Below are 17094 nucleotides of genomic sequence, written 5' to 3'. Positions count from 1 at the left end.
ACGTTGAATCGTTCGATTTGCGTTTCGCAAACCTATCAAATGACGACCTCGGATCCTCGCGCAGGATGGCGGCTTCAGCTGCGCCGGGGCCTCGGCCCGCCCCGGCGCTCGTCACGCGGCGTCCGCGCTCAGGCGGCCGCGGCCTTGCGTCGGCCCCGCGCCCTCGGGGCCGGCATCTCGGCCGGGGCCTCCGGCTGCTGGACCTCGGCGGCGGGACGGCGCTGCTGGCCGAGACCGAGACTCTTGGCGAGTTGCGAGCGCTGGGCCGAGTAATTGGCCGCTGTCGACGGGTAATCGTTGGGCAGGCCGTAGCGCTGGCGATAGGCGTGGATGTCCAGCCCGTGGGTCGAGAGATGGCGCTTGAGCGTCTTGTAGGGCTTGCCGTCGATGAACGAGATCAGCGCGTCCGGCGTGATCGACTTGCGGACCTGAGCCGGCGTCGGCTTCTCGACCGTCTCCGCTGGCGGAGCTTCCGGCTGGGCCAAGCCGGAGAGGGAGGCGTGAACCGCGTGGATCAGCGCCGGGATGTCAGTGGCGGCCACATGATTGCGCGCGACGTATGCCGAAACGACTTGAGCAGACAGTTCGATAAACTGGTCGTGCGCACGCGAAGACGTTTCTTCTGGTTCCATCGGCATCTCCTTAATCGCCTACGTACTTCGCCGCAAACACAACGGAATGCAAGCGTAAGTCGCTGGTCGATGCACAGGCATTTCTGCTTGTGCGGTGAGAAAAGCCTTAGGGGTAACCAGCTGTACGTTGAATCGTTCGATTTGCGTTTCGCAAACCTATCAAATGACGACCTCGGATCCTCGCGCAGGATGGCGGCTTCAGCTGCGCCGGGGCCTCGGCCCGCCCCGGCGCTCGTCACGCGGCGTCCGCGCTCAGGCGGCCGCGGCCTTGCGTCGGCCCCGCGCCCTCGGGGCCGGCATCTCGGCCGGGGCCTCCGGCTGCTGGACCTCGGCGGCGGGACGGCGCTGCTGGCCGAGACCGAGACTCTTGGCGAGTTGCGAGCGCTGGGCCGAGTAATTGGCCGCTGTCGACGGGTAATCGTTGGGCAGGCCGTAGCGCTGGCGATAGGCGTGGATGTCCAGCCCGTGGGTCGAGAGATGGCGCTTGAGCGTCTTGTAGGGCTTGCCGTCGATGAACGAGATCAGCGCGTCCGGCGTGATCGACTTGCGGACCTGCGCCGGCGTCGGCCGCGACGCGGATTCCGCCTCGGCTTCGGCGCTCGCGGCTGTCAGCCCGCTCAGCGCCGCGTGGACGCTCGAAATCAGCGCGGGCAGATCCGTGAGGGGAAGCGAATTGCTGGATACGTAGGCCGCCACGATGTCGGCCGCCAGTTCCGTGTAATCTTTCCGAAGAGCCTCGGTACTATCCGCCATGAGTCCGGTCCTTGTTCGCGGTAACGGACTGCTCAAGTCGATATCGGCCGCGAAAAAGCAATCGGTATTGCCGCGCTGTTCACAGCTCACGGTCAATGTGAGGCGGATTTTTTCAATCGAGCCTTCAGGGCAGGAACAGTTCCGCTGGACCGGATCATCAACTCCGCCGCGGATTCAGCCCGCCGGCCGCAGGGCCTCGAGGATCCGGCGGGCGATGCCGGGATAGTCGCCGTCGAAATGGTGGCCGCCCTCCAGGCGGATCGTGCGGATGCCGGCGAGGCTCGGGTCGGTGCAGGCAGGCTCCTTCTCGGCCGAGCCGTAGATGCAGAGCACCCTGGCCGCGGGCAGCGCCGCGATCTGCGGCACCACCGCGTGGGCGCCCCCGAGACCGAGGAAGCCCTTCACGGACACGCTGAAGCCGGTGCTGCGGCCCGGACCCAGGAGGGCGACGAGGCCGATCCGATCCGTGAGGCTCGCGGGCAGGTACGGCCAGGCGAAGGGAAAGACGTCGGCGCCGAAGGAGTAGCCGAGGACGAGGATGGGCAACCGCCCGTCGGGATCGGCGGCCTTGAGCGCCGATACGGTGTCGGCCGCCACCGTCTGCGGGGCCTTCTCCGACCAGAAATAGCGCAGGGCGTCGACGCCGATGACGTGCACGCCCTCGCGTGCCAACCGGTCACCGATCGTCTTGTCGATGTCGCGCCAGCCTCCGTCGCCGGAATAGAAGATGGCGAGCGCCCTCGCCGGCCCGACGGCGGGATGCTCCACGATGGGGAGCTGGCCGGTGCCGGCATCCCGCGCGGCGAGGGTGACCGCGGCCTCGGCCGCCTCCGCGATGCGGGCCTCGGGCTCCGGGCGCAGGCGTGTCTCGGGCCGGTGTGGTCCGCGCGCGGCGCCCGGCTCCGAATGCGGCGGAGCCGCCCCCTGCACCACGATGAAGGGCTCCTGCAGCGAGGTCTGCCTGGGATAGCGGAAGCCGTCGGGCGCGGGCTCGGCGGGCAGGCCGTCGCAGAGCGGGCGCCGGAGGGCGAGCGTCTCGGCCGGCTCGAGGGCGACGCCCCCCGCGACCGTCGCCGAGAGCGCTTGGCCGAGGATGGCGTGGACGAGCGCACCGCCCTCCCCGACCCCGAGGAGGACGGGGTGGAAATAGCGCTTGGCCTTGAGCGCCCGCTGGAGGTTCTTCGAGAGATCCTCAACGTCGGACATCGGGCGAAGGCAGGGCCCTGCGTCGCGCTCCAGACCGGCGCGCCATGTCTCGAGGTCGAGGCTCAGGACCATCAGCCCGCGGCGGCGCAGGCCTTCGGACAGGGCTGCGTCCGCCGCTCCCGGACCCCCGCTGCCGGAGACGAGCAGGGCGAGGCCGACCGGGCTCCCGCCCGGCATCGCGACGGGCACGTCCGTGAAATGCGCGGAGGAGACCCGCACCGGCGTCGCCGAGGCGATCAAGGCCGGCGCGGGCGGGCGCCAGGCGAGGAGGAGGCCCGCGCCCGCGGCGGCGAGGAGCAGGGCCGCCCCGATCCCGAGGGCGAGGCGTGCCCCGCTCCGCCGCCTCATCGCCGGATCAGCCCGAAGGGCGAGCCGTTGACGAGGGTCGCCACGTCGAGGAGGGCGCGCGGGGTGCCGAGGCCGCCGGGGCAGATGAGGTAGTAGGGCGTCCAGACCGGATCGAACTTCTGCTTGAACGCCCGCAGGCCGTCGAAGCTGTAGAGATCCGCCCCGCGCCGGTAGAGGAAGGCGCCGAACCGGTTCCAGCGGGAGGCGAGGCGCCGGTCGACGAGGCCCGAGAGGGGCGCCGCGCCGAGGTTGAACCAGCGATAGCCCTCGTCCTTCGCGGCGAGCAGGAGGTTGGCGAACAGCGCGTCCATGATCACCCGCGAGGCGTCGGGCGTGTAGCGGATCAGGTCGATCGCCATCTCGTTCCGGTCGGCTCCCCGCCAGAGATTGGCGAAGGCGACGATGCGGCCCTCCTTGCGCATCACCGCGATGTCGAACCGGGCGAGGTAGGCGGGGTCGAAGTAGCCGAGGGAGAAGCGCTTCTCGCTGCCGGACTTCATGAGGAGCCACGCGTCGGAGACGGCGGCGAGGTCCTCCATCGCGGCCGGGACTTCGGCGCGGGGCAGGATCGCGAAGCTCAGCCCCTCCTTCTCCGCCCGGCGGGCGCCGTAGCGCAGATCGTGGCGGGCCGGGCCCTTCAGGGTGAAGTCGACAAGCGGTACGCGGGCGACCTCGCCGAGCTTGAGGGCGGCGAGTCCCATGTCGAGGAAGAGCGGCAGGTTCTCGGGGCCGACCCCATAGAAGACGGGGCGCGCCGCCGCGCGGTCGGCGAGCTCGCGGAAGGCCCAGGCGAGGTCGGGCGCGGTGCCTTCCGGCGCCACGGGCTCGCCGAGGGCCACGAGGCTGCGGCCGGCACGGGCGTACATCACGAAGCCTTGCCCATCGGCGGAGGTGAGGAACTCCTTGTCGCCGAGGAGTGCCAGCGCCGCGGCGGCGCCGGGCGCGCGGGCGACGGCCTCGGCCACGGCCTGCGGAATCTCGGGCTCGGCCCCGTGCGCACCACGGCGGTTGACCGCGCTGTCGAAGCCGATCGCCGCCATGCCGGCCATCAGGGCGAAGGACGCGCGGATCAGGCTCGGTGCGTCCCCGTCCCAGGCGACCTGCCACCAGAGAGCGTCGGCATCCGCGCAGTGGCGCCACGCGATGAAGCCGAGGCCGATCGCCCCTGTGAGGAGGGCCGCGACGCCCGCGAGCGCCGGGCGGCTCAGGGCGAAGAGGCTCGCCGGTGCGGCGCGCGGGCAGCGGTAGAACGAGGATCGGAAGGCGGCGAGAAGCGCGGCCAAGGTGCCGAGGAGGGTCGCCTCCTCCCAGTCGAGACCCTTGCCGAGGGAGAAGGCGGCGCCGAGGACGAGAAGCATCAGCGCGAAGCGCCAAGCCCGGGCGAGGCGGCGGTTGAGGCCCCGCGCCAGCACGAGAAGGGCGAGGCCGACGAGGGAGGCCGCGAAGTGCGAGGCCTCGACGAAGGGCAGCGGCACGACCTGCGACAGGATCTCGATACGGGCGGCGAGATCCCGCGTCGCGCCGGAGGCCAGCAGCATCACGCCGCCGACGAGCGCGATGCCGGCAGCGGCGCGCGGCACCATCGGCTCCAGGAAGCGGCCGGCCGCCCGGGCCGGTCCGGCGAAGGCGGCGCGGCGGCGCACCAGTTCGGCGGATGAGAGGCCGAGGATCGCGGCCGCGAAGGGCAGGAGCGTGTAGATGATCCGGTAGGCGAGGAGGCCGCCGAGCATGTCCGCGCGACCGCCGGCGCCGAGGCTCGCGATCAGCGTCGCCTCGAAGGCGCCGAGGCCCCCCGGCGCGTGGCTGGCGATGCCGACGACGGTGGCGGCGACGTAGATCAGGGCGAAGGCCGGGAAGCTGCCGACGGCATCGGCGGGCAGGAGCACGTACAGGGTGGCGGCCGCGGCCGTGAGGTCGACGATTCCGGCCCCGATCTGCACGAGGGCGGCCCGGGTGGTGGGCAGGCGCATCGAGAACCCGCCGCGGCCGAATCCGCCCACGCGCAGGACGCGCTCGCTCCGCCCGAGCCAGAGCACGAGCCCGGCCACGAGGCAGAGGATCGCGACGCCCACGCTCGCCTCCGCGCGCGGCAGCCCGGAGGGCACCGTGGCACCCTGCAGGCCGGGCAGGTTCGCCGGGCCGAGCACCAGGGCCACCGCGGCCATGGTCACCAGCGAGACGAGAAGGGCGAACCACGAGGCGCCGAGGATGCGCCCGACGTCGGAGAGCGGCACCGCGTGCGGTCCGTAGGCCCGGTAGCGAAAGGCGCCCTGCGTCAGGAGCGGGAAGCCGAGGGCGTTCGAGACCGCGTATCCTCCCGCCCCCGTTGCGGCGGCGCGGGAGCGTGGAATGCGGCCGGGCGCCACCGTTTCCACCGCGACGAGATCGTACACGCCGATCGCCGCGAAGCTGATCCCCGTGAAGAGGCAGGCGAGGGCGAGGGCGAGCGCCGGGATCTGGCCGAACGCGTCGGAGACGGAGGTCAACGTGACGCTGCCGAGCGTGCGGTGGAGCATCGCGAGCGCGATCGCCGCGATGCAGAGCCCAGCGAGCGAGGGCAGCAGCCGGCGAAGCTGCGAGCCCGAACCCGCCTCGGCGGCGATGTCCTCTCGTAGGGGCAGGGTCTCGGGACTCGTCGGCATGGGCGGCGTCGGGCTCGATGCGGTGAGGGTCCGGGGCGTCGGAGGTCTGTTCGGGCGCCTGCTCGCTCCCGCCGCCGAAGCTGGCCCGGGGGTGGCGTGAAGGTCGCTCAGATGCGGATTCCGGTTCGTTCCGTCAGGTCGGACATCTGCGTACTGTTTAAACAGGAAAGCTCAACGCTGCCTGAATAAAACCCACGGCGTGTCTGTGATGCGAGCAAAATCGGCCTTGGCATGTCCGATCCTCGTTTGGCGAAAATCGGGCGCACGGCCGGAGTGGTCGATCGATATCTTCTCGCTGCGGGTGCCGCCCTGCCGGGTCGGCGCGCGGGCTCACACGTGCCGCGGGAGATAAGGGCGAATCGCCCCGGCCTTCGCGGCGAAACCGGGGCGGCGGCGGCTCACGGCCGGCTTGAGCGGAATGCATGGCCGCGAGGCCGATCGAGCGAGACTTCGCCCCGCGGTTTCGCCTATACGGCCCGTCCCGAATCACCGAGGCACAAGGCTCCCGACCGGATGAACGACGCGCTGTGGACGGAAGAGGCGACCCGGAAGGCGGTCGTTCAGTGGATCGAGGGCCGCGACGCGTCGGAGATCGCGGCCGAGTTCGGCACCACACCCGAGGATGTGGTTCGCCGTGTCGCGCAGGCCGCGCAGACCCTCGGAGCGAAGCCGAAGAAGCCGGCCTCAGCCGCCGCGCCCCGCCCGGCGGCACCCGCCCCGGCGCGGACGAACCCGAACCCGCGGACGGCCGAGGCCGCCGCCCCGACGCCTCGGATCCTGCCGCGTACCGAGCCGCCGGCCCCGAAGGCGGCGCGGAGCGAGGTGATCCGCAGGGCCGCTTCCGCGCCGGCTCCCACGACCGCCGCGGCACGGGCGGTACCCGCCGCGCCGTCGAACCCTGTCCCGAGAGCCCCTGTAGCCCTGTCCGTGCCGGCGCCGACGGCTCTGGCCGTGCCGGGCACGGCGCCCGAATCCCCGACGGGAGGCCCTGCCCTGCCCACGACGGGAGCCCGGCGGCCCCTCGTGGCGGCCGACGGGGGCGAGGGCGTGCCCTTCATGAAGGCCGGCCTCCTCGATTGCGTCTTCCCCCTGTGGTCGGACCACGAGGGCGGCTCCATCGAGACGAAGCGCGTCTGCGGCTGCCGCGTCGTCACCGGCAAGCGCTGGTGCCCGCAGCACTACGCAATCGTGTTCGAGCCGCTGCGCAAGCCCCAGCGCGCGGCCTGACCAAGCGGACCCGAGGGCCGCGCGTCAGGTCCGCCAGCGCGGCGGCTCCTCGTAGCTGAGGGAGCCGACGATCGCACGGAAGGCGGCTTCCGGGAATGCCTTCATGGTCTCGGCGCGGACATTTCCGAGCATCCCGAGCTGAAGGCTGAACCGGGCCGCGACCGCATCGTCCGGCGCCTCGTAGATCCCGACCACGTCGTAGGCGCCCATGGTCAGGAAGAAGTGCCGGAACTCGCCGCCCATCCCGGCGAGAAGCGCCTTGGCCGCGTCGAGGCGGCGCGGCGCATCGACGGCCGAGCGCGCGCCCTGATCCGTCCAGCGTCCGAGCATGATGTAGGTGGTCACGACAAGCCTCCGTCGGTGAGAGACGCGCCAAGCCCGATTCTCTCACGCCGGGAGGCCGACGCACAGGCCGCCGATCCATGCCCTGCGGGTATGGCCCGTCTCGCAGCAAGACGACAGCTGCATGTTCGTACGAAAATGTGCCGTGTTGTCGGTGTGTTTGCTGGCTTTGTCGGTGCGGTTGCTTCGCTTTGACCTGAGACGGATCTTCAACGATCGGATATAACATGACCCGTTCGTGCCCCAGACCGTCAGCGGCAGGTGCCGACCGGGCATCTGCCATGTGCATGCCGTCCCGCGGAGGGTCCTGCCATGACGACGCTTCACGCCGTCTTCCAGCACACGTCGGCGGCGCACCCGCGGGTGCGCGCCCTCGGCCTCGGCGATCTCCGGATCGCGCTGTCCAAGGGCGTCGAGGACTTCCTCGCCATGCCCACCCACGTCCTGTTCGCGATCGCCATCTACCCGATCGCCGGCATCGTGATCGCGACCCTGACCTTCGAGGAGAGCCTCATCCCCCTGCTCTTCCCCCTCGCCTCGGGCTTCGCGCTGGTCGGCCCCTTCGCGGCGATCGGCCTCTACGAGATGAGCCGACGGCGGGAGCAGGGCCTCGAGGCGACGTGGTCGAGCGCCTACGAGCCCCTCCGGGCGCGCTCGGCCGGCTCGATCTTCGCGGTCGGCTTCCTCCTGATGACGATCTTCCTCGCCTGGCTCGTCTCCGCCATGGGCCTGTACTGGGCGCTCTACGACGGCACGAGCCACGCCTCCGTCCTCGCCTTCGCGGAGGAGGTGGTGACGACCGGCCGGGGTTGGATCCTCATCATGCTCGGCAACCTCGTCGGCTTCGCGTTCTCCCTCGTCGCTCTCGCGGTGAGCGTCATCTCGATCCCGCTTCTCGTCGACCGCGACGTGGACGCGCTCGCGGCGATCGAGACCTCGATGACGGTGGTCCGGGAGAATCCGGGGCCGATGCTGGCCTGGGGCTTCATCGTCGCGGGGTTGCTCGTTCTCGGGATGCTGCCGCTCTTCATCGGATTGGCCGTGGTTCTGCCGGTGCTCGGCCACGCGACCTGGCATCTCTATCGCCGCGCGGTGACGCCGCCCTGAGAGGGCTCGCGCTCCGCGGCGTGATCGCGCATAAGCCACCGCTCTCGGTCATGGAAGGCGGCGCGATGACGGCGGCTGATCTGGTTCCCTATGCCCATCGGGTGCTGCGCGAGGCGAGCCTGCCCGACCTGCCGAACCACTACCGCGGCAAGGTGCGCGACAATTACGATCTGCCCGACGGCCGCCGCATCCTGATCAGCAGCGACCGGCTGAGCGCGTTCGACCGGATCCTCACCGCGATTCCCTTCAAGGGGCAGGTGCTGACCCAGACGGCCCGCTACTGGTTCGAGGCGACCGCCGACATCTGCCCGAACCACGTCCTCGCCTATCCGGACCCGAACGTCGTGGTGGGGCGCCGCCTCAGCATCCTGCCCGTCGAGATCGTGGTGCGCGGCTATCTCGCCGGCACCACGGCGACCTCGATCCTGACGCAGTACAAGGCCGGTGCCCGCACCCTCTACGGCCACCGGCTCCCGGACGGGATGCGCCCGAACGAGCGCCTGCCCCATCCCATCATCACGCCCACCACGAAGGCCGATGCCGGCGGGCACGACGAGCCGCTGACCGAGGCGGAGATCCTCTCGAAGGGCCTGCTGGCGCCCGAGCAGTGGCGAACGGTGTCGGAGGCGGCGCTCGCCCTCTTCGCCCGCGGGCAGGAGATGGCGGCCGCGCGCGGCCTCATCCTCGCCGACACCAAGTACGAGTTCGGTACCGACGCCGAGGGCCGGATCGTCCTCGCCGACGAGGTGCATACGCCGGACAGCAGCCGCTACTGGTTTGCCGGAAGCTACGCCGAGCGCTTCGCCGCGGGTGCGTCCCCTGAGAGCTTCGACAAGGATTTCGTGCGCAACTGGGTGGCCGCCCGCTGCGACCCCTACCGGGACGACATCCCCGAGATCCCGCAGGAGGTCGTCGTGGAGACGGCTGCCGTCTACATCCGCGCCTTCGAGACGATCACCGGGCAATCCTTCCCCCTGCCCGACGGGGACGAGGCGCCGCTCGATCGCATCCGGCGGAATCTCGCGGCCTATCTCGCGGCGTGAACGGCCTCGCACGCGATCCCGGCTTCTTCGCGCTCCTCTCCGGCAGTCACGCCCGGCTCCTGGGGCGGCCGCTCGTGCCGGAGGGGCGCGATGCGGTCTGGCTCTACGAGGAGGCACCCTTCGCCGTCCTCGCCCACGACGGATCGGCGGATCCGCGCTTCGTGTACGCGAACCGGACCGCCCAATCCTGCTTCGGCTACGGCTGGGCCGCCTTCACCGCCCTTCCCTCTCGTCTCTCCGCGGAGGCGCCCCACCGCGCCTCGCGCCGAGCGCTTCTGGAGCGCGTCGCGCGCGAGGGATTCGCGACGGGCTATCGGGGCCTGCGCGTCGCCGCCTCGGGACGCCGGTTCTGGATCGAGGACGGCACGGTGTGGCAATTGATCGATGTGGACGGCACCGTGCGGGGGCAGGCCGCGTGGTTCGCCCGCTGGCATGACGCCTGAGACCCCGCAACGCTCCGGGTGCGGAGGGAGTCCCGCCCCCTCCGTAGCGCCGCGCAGCCGCCGTTCAGGCGCCGACGAGGGATTGGACGAAGGTCGTGATGGCGCTGAGGGAGCCGAACTTCGCCGCGACGTCCGGATCGAAGAACGCCACCCGCGCGGCCACGATCCCGATCACCAGGATCCAGAACAGGCCGACGCCGACGCGCAGGATACCGCGCGAGAGGGATCCAGGGCGTGCGGTCGGGCGGCCTTCGCGCAGATCCTGCGCGATCGGCTCTCCGTAGGGGTCGAATTCGCTCTGGCGCATGGAGGCTGGGAAACGGCCGGACATCCTCGCGGATTCATGTCGTGCCGAGACCCTTGATGGCAATGGGCACGGCTATCGATTCTGGGCCCGTCGTGCGGAGAGCCGGTTCACGCGAAGTGGCCGAGGGCGAGCGTTCGTTCCTGAGGGACGAGCCCCTTCGGTGCCGAGGCGTTCCGCGGTCGCGCACGCCGCCTGATGCGGCCGACCACGGCCGGCCCGTCTCGGCCCGGTCTGCCGGGAACAGGGTGACGGTCCGTCCTTTCCCGCGCTGTCCGGCTCAGTGACGTACGCTGGACGACGGGTTCGGCCACATGTCGAGGGCGATCATCAGGTCCCGGCGGCGGCGCAGCATCTCCAGGGCGTCCTGGGCGGCCGGGCTCGCCTCGAACAGTTCCGCGGGGTGGGCCTTGCCGAGCGAGGCGAAGACCCGATCCGCAAACTCGGCGCCGTTGGCTTCGATGATCCGGGCGATCTCAGCGAGCGTCATGCTTGCCTCCCGATATCGCGTTCCCAGCGAATCGCTAGCCTATTGCATGATGCGTTTTCGCAACGGTCAAGTCTTATTTCGAAAATCCGTCCTTTTTGGATGCCGCCGCGTGCCCTGAGGAGCCGGCCCTCCGGCGCACTCTGCCTCTGGCTCGCTGCGGTGCCACGTCGGCCAATCAGGCAATCCAGATTGCCGAAATGTCCTGATCTAGAAGGGGCTATTCTCGCATTTGTCGTCCATCGCTCAGAACTGTACTATGGGTTCATTCCGCGAGAGATGGATTTATCAATCGTGCAAGTTGTGAGGGGGGTCGAGATTATCAACCAAGTCGTGCATTCCGACGCGCGAGGCGAACTCGTCGCGCTGGATCAGCACGAGAATCTGCCCTTCCCGCCCCGGCGCGTCTTCTTCATGTCGGTCGACCGGCCCGGGACCGTCCGCGGCGGGCATGCCAATTCCTGCGACGAATTCATCGTCGTCCTGAAGGGCTCGGTGCTCGTCGAGGTCGATAACGGCGGGGAACGGGCCGGCATCCGCCTCGAGGGATACGACCGGGGTCTGTGGATCCGGGCGGGCATCCTCATCCACCTGCGCGAGTTCGAGGCCGGGACCATCCTCCTCGTCTGCGCCTCCGAACTCTACGAGGACACGCGCCACTACGATCGGGCGCGGCCGGACCTGTTCCGGGCGGATTGCCACGCATGACGATCCCGCAGGCGGCCCCGCCGCTGCGCGTCGCCCGGTTCCGCGCGGACATCGACCGCGCGATCGCGTCCGTCCTCGGCGGCGACAGCTACATCCTGGGACAGGCGGTGGCCGCATTCGAGGCGGCCTTCGCGGCCGGTGCCGGCCTCGACCACGGTGTCGGCGTCGCCTCCGGCACCGATGCGCTGGCGCTCGCGCTCCGCGCCCTCGGGATCGGCCCCGGCGACGAGGTGATCGCGCCCGCCCTCACCTTCGCGGGGACCGCGCAGGCGATCCTTCAGTCCGGCGCGCAGGCCCGGCTCGTCGACGTCGACCCGGTGACCCGCTGCATCGATCCCGCCCGCGTCGCCGAAGCGGTCGGTCCGCGCACCGCCGCGATCCTGCCCGTGCACCTGTTCGGCCACCCGGCCGACATGCCGGCGCTGATGGACATCGCCGAGCGCCACGGGCTCGCCGTGATCGAGGATTGCGCGCAGAGCCACGGCGCCCACCTCGATGGGCGGCCGCTCGGCAGCTTCGGGCAGGCTGCCGCCTATTCCTTCTACCCGACGAAGAATCTCGGCTGCATCGGCGACGGAGGCGCGATCCTGACCCGCGATGCCGCCCTCGCCGACCGGCTGCGCGCCCTGCGCCATTACGGCTTCTCGGGCTCCGAGCGCGTGAGCGCCGGACCCGGCTTCAACTCGCGCCTCGACGAGATCCAGGCGGCGATCCTCCTCGCGCTCCTGCCGCATCTCGGGGCTGGCAACGCCGAGCGCCGCGCCATCGCCGCGCGCTACCGCGAGTGCCTGAGCCGAACAGGCCTCGCCCTGCCGCCCGACACGCCGGGCAGCGTCTACCACCAGTTCGCCGTGACCCATCCCGAGCGCGACCGGCTGATGCGCCGCCTCGCCGAGGCCGGCATCGGCACCGCGGTGCATTACACCCCCGGCCTGCACCGGCATCCCGCCTTCCGGGAAGCCGCTGCCTTCCCGCTGCCGGTCACCGACACCCTCGCTGCCACCCTCCTCAGCCTGCCGATTCAGCCCGAGGTCGCGGCCGAGGCGCCGATGCGGGTGGCGGAGGCGCTGCGGGACTTCCGCCCATGACGACGCGCGTGGTCCTGTACGGCATCGGCTCACCCGTGGCGGCCGACGTGGAGGAGAGCCTGCACCGGGCGGGGCTCGTCCTCGCCGCCGGCATCCGCAACCGCCCCGTCGAGAGCCACCTGTCGGATGAGGCGATCATCCTGGAGCCCGAAGGGGTCGGGGCCGATCTCGTCGCTCTGCCCCATCTCATCCCGCTCTTCACGCCGGCGCACCGCCAGCGGGCCGCGCGCGAGGCGGCCGAGGCCGGGTTCCTCCGCCCCTTCAGCCTGATCGACCCGAGCGTCGCGGCGCCCCGGCGGCTCGACCTCGGGCCGGGCTGCTACGTGAATGCGGGCTGCAGCCTCGGCGCCGCGAGCCGCTTCGGCGCCCACGTCTTCGTCAATCGCGGGGCGAGCGTGGGTCACCACGCGCAGCTCTCCGATTTCGTCTCGCTCGGGCCGGGCGTGGTCCTGGCGGGCCACGTCGCCCTGGGCCGCGGCAGCGTCGTGGGCGCGGGCGCCACCATCCTGCCCGAGCGCAGCGTCGGCGCGAACGCGGTCGTCGGCGCCGGCGCCGTGGTGACGCGGGACGTGCCGGAGGGCTGCCTCGTCCTCGGCAACCCCGCCCGGATCGTGCGGCGCGACATCGGCGGTTACCACGGGCTTCCCGTCACATGAGAAAGCCGGTCGTCGAGCTCTACACGGTGTGCTGGGACGAGGCCGACATGCTCGGCTTCTTCTTCCGCCACTACGACGCTTTCGTCGACCGCTACGTCGTCTACGACGACGGCTCGACGGACGGGTCCCGCGAGATCCTGCGCGCCCACCCGCGGGTCGAGCTTCGGGACTTCGCCCGCGTCGCGGCGGAGTCCTTCGTCCTCTCCCACAAGGCCATGCAGGACGAAGCCTGGAAGGAGAGCCGCGGCCGGGCGGATTGGGTGATCGTCACGGCGATCGACGAGCATCTGCACGTCCCCGGGCGCCCGATGGCGGAATACCTCGCCGAGCAGGCCGATCACGGCGTGACGCTGATCCCGGCGCTCGGCTTCGACATGAACCACAAGGAGATGCCCGACGATTCCGGCCTCCTCGTCGAGCGCGTGACGCGCGGCCGCCCGCGGATCGCCTTCAACAAGCTCAGCGTGTTCCGGCCGGACGCCGTCCGCGAGAGCGGGTTCACCGCCGGCCGCCACGCAGCCGAGCCCGTCGGCGACCTGCGCCTGCCCACCCGCGATGCCCTGATGCTCTGGCACTACAAGCATCTCGGCTTCGCGCGGAACGCCGCCCGCGAGGCGGCGCAGGCCGAGCGCCTCGGCAGGGTCGATCGCGCGCAAGGCTACGGCCAGCACTATCTCTGGGGCGAGGCGAGGCTGCGCGCCTTCTGGGACGAGATGGAGCGCGAGGCGCGCGACCTCTCCGCAGAGGGATTCGACCCGGAAGCGGCCGCGATCCGGCCGCTCTGGTGGGAGACGCAAGGGCTGCCGCGGGCCGACCCGATCCGCATCGGCGCGGAGCCGGCGCCCGCCGTGTCGGTCCTCGTCAAGAGCTACAACCACGCGCCCTACGTGGCGCAGACCATCCGGAGCCTCCTCGACCAATCCTTCCAGGATTTCGAGATCGTCGTCACGGACGATGCCTCCACCGACGCCACGGCCGCGATCGTGCGCGGCTTCGACGATCCGCGCATCCGCCTCGAGGTCAGCCCGGAGAACCGCGGCATCTCGGGCGCGATGAACGCGACCATCGCCCGCGCCCGTGGCCGCTACCTCGCGATCCTGAACTCGGACGATTGGGCCCTCCCCGGCCGGCTCGCGCGGCAGGCCGCCTTCCTCGACGCGAACCCGGACGTCTCAGCCGTGTTCGGGATGCCGCGCGCGGTCGACGAGGGTGGCACGCCGACCGTGCCCTTCAACGATTTCCGCGCGCCGCTGCGGCTGCCCGACTTCTCGCGCCGCTCGTGGCTCCGGCAGTTCTTCTTCCACGGCAATTGCCTGTGCGCGCCGACCGCGATGATCCGGCGCGAGGCCTACACGGCGGCGGGCCGCTACGACCCGCGGCTCACCAACTACCAGGATCTCGACATGTGGATCCGGATGCTGGTGTCCGGTCAGACAATCCACGTGCTCGACGAGGAGTTGACGGCGTTCCGCATCCGGGCCGGGGATGCCAACCTGAGCGCGCCGCGCGCCGACACGCAGCTGCGCTCGGCCTTCGAGAAGACGAAGCTCCTGCGCCACTTCGCGACTCTCGACCGCGCGACCTTCGAGGAGGTGTTCGGCCCGGGCGAGGACGGCTGGGGCGAGGACTTTCCGCACGACAGGCCGGTCGCGCTCTGCGTCGCCGAGCTCGCGCGGCGCATTCCCCGTGTCGAGTACAACCACTTCGCGCTGGAGATCTTCTACGAGGCAGCCGAGCGGACCGAGGATTTCCACCGGCTCCGTACCGAGGCCGGCACGATCGACGCCTTCGGCCTTCAGGCGGTGACCGCCCGCGACCGGATCATCGCCGACCTCAGCCGGCAGCCGGGCTTCGGCTTCGCCTACCCGCACGATGCGGCGGAATGCGCCCGCCTCAGCGACCTCGTCCTGCTCTACCGGCTCGCCCTCGGCCGCGACCCCGACGACGGCGGTTTGCGGCACCACCTCGATTTCCTGCGGGCGGGCGGCGCCCTGTCGTCGGTCGTGCGGGACTTCGTCGGTTCGGCGGAGTTCGGGGGGCTGTGCGCGTCGAGCGACCCGGCGGCCGTACTCTGCCGCCAGGCGGCCGGGCGTGCGCCGGAGGCGGCGGAGCGTACCCTTGCGCCGGCCGACCTCGCCCTGGCGCTGCTGCGCTCGCCTGAAGTCCGGGCCCGCCACGCGGTGCTGCCCATCCTCTATCCGGACGGGCTTCCGCCGGACGTTCCCCATCTCTACGCGTGGTGGGCCGAGGAAGCCGAGCGGCTCCGGGACGCCCTGCCGCCGGAGGGCGTTGCCGAACGCGCCGGTCCCGCCCTGTCCATCGTCGTCCTGATCGACCATGTGCCCGATGCGGCATCGGCGGCGTTCCTGCGCCGGATGGCCGGGGCGTTGGATGCCGCCGCGGAGATCGTCCTCGCGCCGGTCGGTGCGGATTGCGCCGCCGCCGGCCGCGCGATCTGCAGCGGGCAGGCCCGGATCGCCTGCGGGCCGGCGGGCGAGGATGCGGCCGACGCCCTTCACCGGGCGCAGGGCCTCTGCCGCGGCCTCTTCACCGGGCTCGTCCGACCGGGCGACGGGATCGCCGTCGCGGCGATCCCCGGCCTCCTGCCCCTGCTCGACGGGGCCGACGTGCTCCTCGCCGACGAGGATGTGCGCTCGCCCGGCGGCCGGCGCAGCGACCCCGCCTTCAACGGGCGCTGGGATCCGGATGCCTGCCTCGCGCGCCCGCCCTCGAGCCTCGTCCTGTTCCGCTCCGAGCTCGTCGCGCCGTTCGGTGGCTGGGCGGCGGCGGGCGCCGGAACGGCCGATCCATTGCTGATCCAGTGGGGATTGCTGCTGCGCGCAGGCCGGCACCTCGCACCTGAACGGATCCGCCCTGCCCACCGCATCCTCGTGCATCGCCGCGAGGAGGACCCTGCCGTACCGGATACGGCGGCGATGGCGGAGGTCTTGGAGCGCTTCCTCACTGAGGGCGACCGCCGGCCGGCCACGGTCGAGCGCGGGGCGGGAATCCTGCGCCCGCGCTATGTCTGCCCAGACCCGCCCAAGGTCACGATCGTCGTTCCGACGCGGGACCGGCTCGACCTGCTCGGCGCCTGTGTCGAGAGCGTCCTGTCCGGCACGCGCTACCCGCGTTTCGAGATCCTCGTCATCGACAACGGGAGCTCCTGTCGAGAGACCCTGGCCTACCTCGCCGACCGGGCTGCCGACCCGCGCTTTCGCGTCCTGCCCTGCGGCGGCATCTTCAACTGGGCACGGCTCAACAATCTCGGCGTCGCGCGCTCGGACGGCGCGATCCTCGTCCTCCTCAACAACGACACCGTCGTGCTCGAGGCCGGCTGGCTCGAGGAACTGGTGGCCCTGGCGCTGCGGCCCGAAATCGGCGTGGTGGGCGCGAAGCTCTCCTATCCGGACGACCGCGTCCAGCATGCCGGGATCGAGATCGGCGCGGACGGGGAGGCGCGCCATGTCTGGCGTCACGCCCCCCGCACCGCGGCGGGCTACAGCGATCAATTGCGGATCGTCCGCAACGTCTCGGCCGTGACAGGCGCCTGCATGGCGTTCCGGCGCGAGGTCTTCGACGCCCTCGGCGGCTTCGACGAGACCCTTCGGGTGACGTGGAACGATGTCGATTTCTGCCTGCGTGCCCGCGAGGCGGGCCTGAGGGTCCTGTGGACGCCGCATGCCGAGCTGCATCACCACGAGGGCGCGACGCGTCCGGTCGACGCCTCGCCCCAGGACGCCCGGCGGTTCGCGCGGGAGGCCGAGCAGGCGCGCGCGAACCGGATGCATCACCTCGCGGAACTCGGCTATCAGAGCCCCAACCTCCTGATAGACGGGGGCCAGCCCAGCCTCGCGACACGCCCGCTCGCGGCGCTGGCCGAGCACAATCGCGCGGCGATGGACGGCGAGGCCCGACCGGACCCGAACGCCGGGACCGTGGCCGATCCCGCGCCGGCACGCGCGATGCGGCTTCCGCGCTACCTCCGTGCGCCCGTCGAGCGCACGAAGCGGCTGTGGCGCGATCTGCGCCCGTCCCGCCCCTGAGGCTGGCCGGATCGTCGTCGCATTCCCTTCGCCGAAGCGGCCCGCCCCGCCACGGGACACTC

At 71.3% G+C, this 17094-nt stretch carries 15 protein-coding genes; 8 read left to right on the top strand and 7 right to left on the bottom strand.

What is annotated here, in order from left to right:
* Positions 1 to 128 precede the first annotated feature (128 nt).
* The 4 genes from E1J50_RS13360 to mprF form a co-directional block, all read right to left on the bottom strand.
* The gene (locus E1J50_RS13360) at positions 129 to 632 is read right to left on the bottom strand and encodes a Ros/MucR family transcriptional regulator (protein WP_132254334.1); all 504 of its coding nucleotides are present in this window, start codon (positions 630 to 632) and stop codon (positions 129 to 131) included.
* A 252-nt stretch (positions 633 to 884) separates the two neighbouring features.
* Entirely contained in the window at positions 885 to 1385 is a 501-nt protein-coding gene (locus tag E1J50_RS13355; RefSeq protein WP_132254333.1) for a Ros/MucR family transcriptional regulator, read from the bottom strand.
* 174 nt (positions 1386 to 1559) lie between these two features.
* Positions 1560 to 2939 carry an AcvB/VirJ family lysyl-phosphatidylglycerol hydrolase gene (locus tag E1J50_RS13350; protein ID WP_132254332.1) on the bottom strand — a complete coding sequence of 460 codons (1380 nt, stop codon included), beginning with the start codon at positions 2937 to 2939 and terminating at the stop codon, positions 1560 to 1562.
* On the bottom strand, positions 2936 to 5581 hold the full coding sequence (gene mprF / locus E1J50_RS13345) for a bifunctional lysylphosphatidylglycerol flippase/synthetase MprF (RefSeq protein WP_132254331.1): 2646 nt from the start codon (positions 5579 to 5581) through the stop codon (positions 2936 to 2938). Before mprF ends, E1J50_RS13350 begins: the two co-directional genes overlap by 4 nt.
* Positions 5582 to 6094: 513 nt before the next feature.
* Between mprF and E1J50_RS13340 the strand changes: the two genes are divergently transcribed.
* A complete protein-coding gene (locus E1J50_RS13340; RefSeq protein WP_132254330.1) occupies positions 6095 to 6808 on the top strand; it encodes a hypothetical protein in 714 nt (237 codons plus the stop codon).
* A gap of 24 nt (positions 6809 to 6832) precedes the next feature.
* On the opposite strand, the gene E1J50_RS13335 is transcribed toward E1J50_RS13340, so the two are convergent.
* The gene (locus E1J50_RS13335; protein WP_132254329.1) at positions 6833 to 7153 is read right to left on the bottom strand and encodes a GYD domain-containing protein; all 321 of its coding nucleotides are present in this window, start codon (positions 7151 to 7153) and stop codon (positions 6833 to 6835) included.
* Positions 7154 to 7462: 309 nt separating this feature from the next.
* On the opposite strand from E1J50_RS13335, the gene E1J50_RS13330 reads away from it, so the two are divergent.
* The 3 genes from E1J50_RS13330 (at position 7463) to E1J50_RS13320 (ending at position 9743) form a co-directional block, all read left to right on the top strand.
* Positions 7463 to 8257, top strand: a complete 795-nt coding sequence (locus tag E1J50_RS13330; protein WP_132254328.1) for a DUF2189 domain-containing protein — start codon at positions 7463 to 7465, stop codon at positions 8255 to 8257.
* A 65-nt stretch (positions 8258 to 8322) separates the two neighbouring features.
* Positions 8323 to 9300, top strand: a complete 978-nt coding sequence (locus E1J50_RS13325; protein ID WP_132254327.1) for a phosphoribosylaminoimidazolesuccinocarboxamide synthase — start codon at positions 8323 to 8325, stop codon at positions 9298 to 9300.
* Positions 9297 to 9743, top strand: a complete 447-nt coding sequence (locus tag E1J50_RS13320) for an MEKHLA domain-containing protein (RefSeq protein ID WP_132254326.1) — start codon at positions 9297 to 9299, stop codon at positions 9741 to 9743. The genes E1J50_RS13325 and E1J50_RS13320 overlap by 4 nt, the downstream gene beginning before the upstream one ends.
* 64 nt (positions 9744 to 9807) lie before the next feature.
* Here E1J50_RS13320 and E1J50_RS13315 read toward each other — a convergent pair whose 3' ends face one another.
* Complete coding sequence (locus tag E1J50_RS13315; RefSeq protein WP_132254325.1) at positions 9808 to 10074, bottom strand: hypothetical protein; 267 nt, start codon at positions 10072 to 10074, stop codon at positions 9808 to 9810.
* 253 nt (positions 10075 to 10327) lie between these two features.
* A complete protein-coding gene (locus E1J50_RS13310) occupies positions 10328 to 10537 on the bottom strand; it encodes a hypothetical protein (RefSeq protein WP_132254324.1) in 210 nt (69 codons plus the stop codon).
* Positions 10538 to 10828: 291 nt separating this feature from the next.
* Here E1J50_RS13310 and E1J50_RS13305 point away from each other — a divergent pair, with 291 nt between their 5' ends.
* Genes E1J50_RS13305 through E1J50_RS13290 form a run of 4 tightly spaced genes read left to right on the top strand, consistent with a single transcriptional unit; the run spans position 10829 to position 17032 of the window.
* The gene (locus E1J50_RS13305) at positions 10829 to 11242 is read left to right on the top strand and encodes a sugar 3,4-ketoisomerase (protein WP_165937855.1); all 414 of its coding nucleotides are present in this window, start codon (positions 10829 to 10831) and stop codon (positions 11240 to 11242) included.
* Positions 11239 to 12330, top strand: a complete 1092-nt coding sequence (locus tag E1J50_RS13300; RefSeq protein WP_132254322.1) for a DegT/DnrJ/EryC1/StrS family aminotransferase — start codon at positions 11239 to 11241, stop codon at positions 12328 to 12330. The genes E1J50_RS13305 and E1J50_RS13300 overlap by 4 nt, the downstream gene beginning before the upstream one ends.
* On the top strand, positions 12327 to 12986 hold the full coding sequence (locus E1J50_RS13295; protein ID WP_132254321.1) for an LbetaH domain-containing protein: 660 nt from the start codon (positions 12327 to 12329) through the stop codon (positions 12984 to 12986). The genes E1J50_RS13300 and E1J50_RS13295 overlap by 4 nt, the downstream gene beginning before the upstream one ends.
* The gene (locus tag E1J50_RS13290; RefSeq protein ID WP_132254320.1) at positions 12983 to 17032 is read left to right on the top strand and encodes a glycosyltransferase; all 4050 of its coding nucleotides are present in this window, start codon (positions 12983 to 12985) and stop codon (positions 17030 to 17032) included. The genes E1J50_RS13295 and E1J50_RS13290 overlap by 4 nt, the downstream gene beginning before the upstream one ends.
* Positions 17033 to 17094 lie beyond the last annotated feature (62 nt).

Source organism: Methylobacterium segetis, from assembly GCF_004348265.1.
Classification (GTDB): Bacteria; Pseudomonadota; Alphaproteobacteria; order Rhizobiales; family Beijerinckiaceae; genus Methylobacterium; species Methylobacterium segetis.
This window is presented reverse-complemented; position numbering and strand designations above follow the sequence as displayed.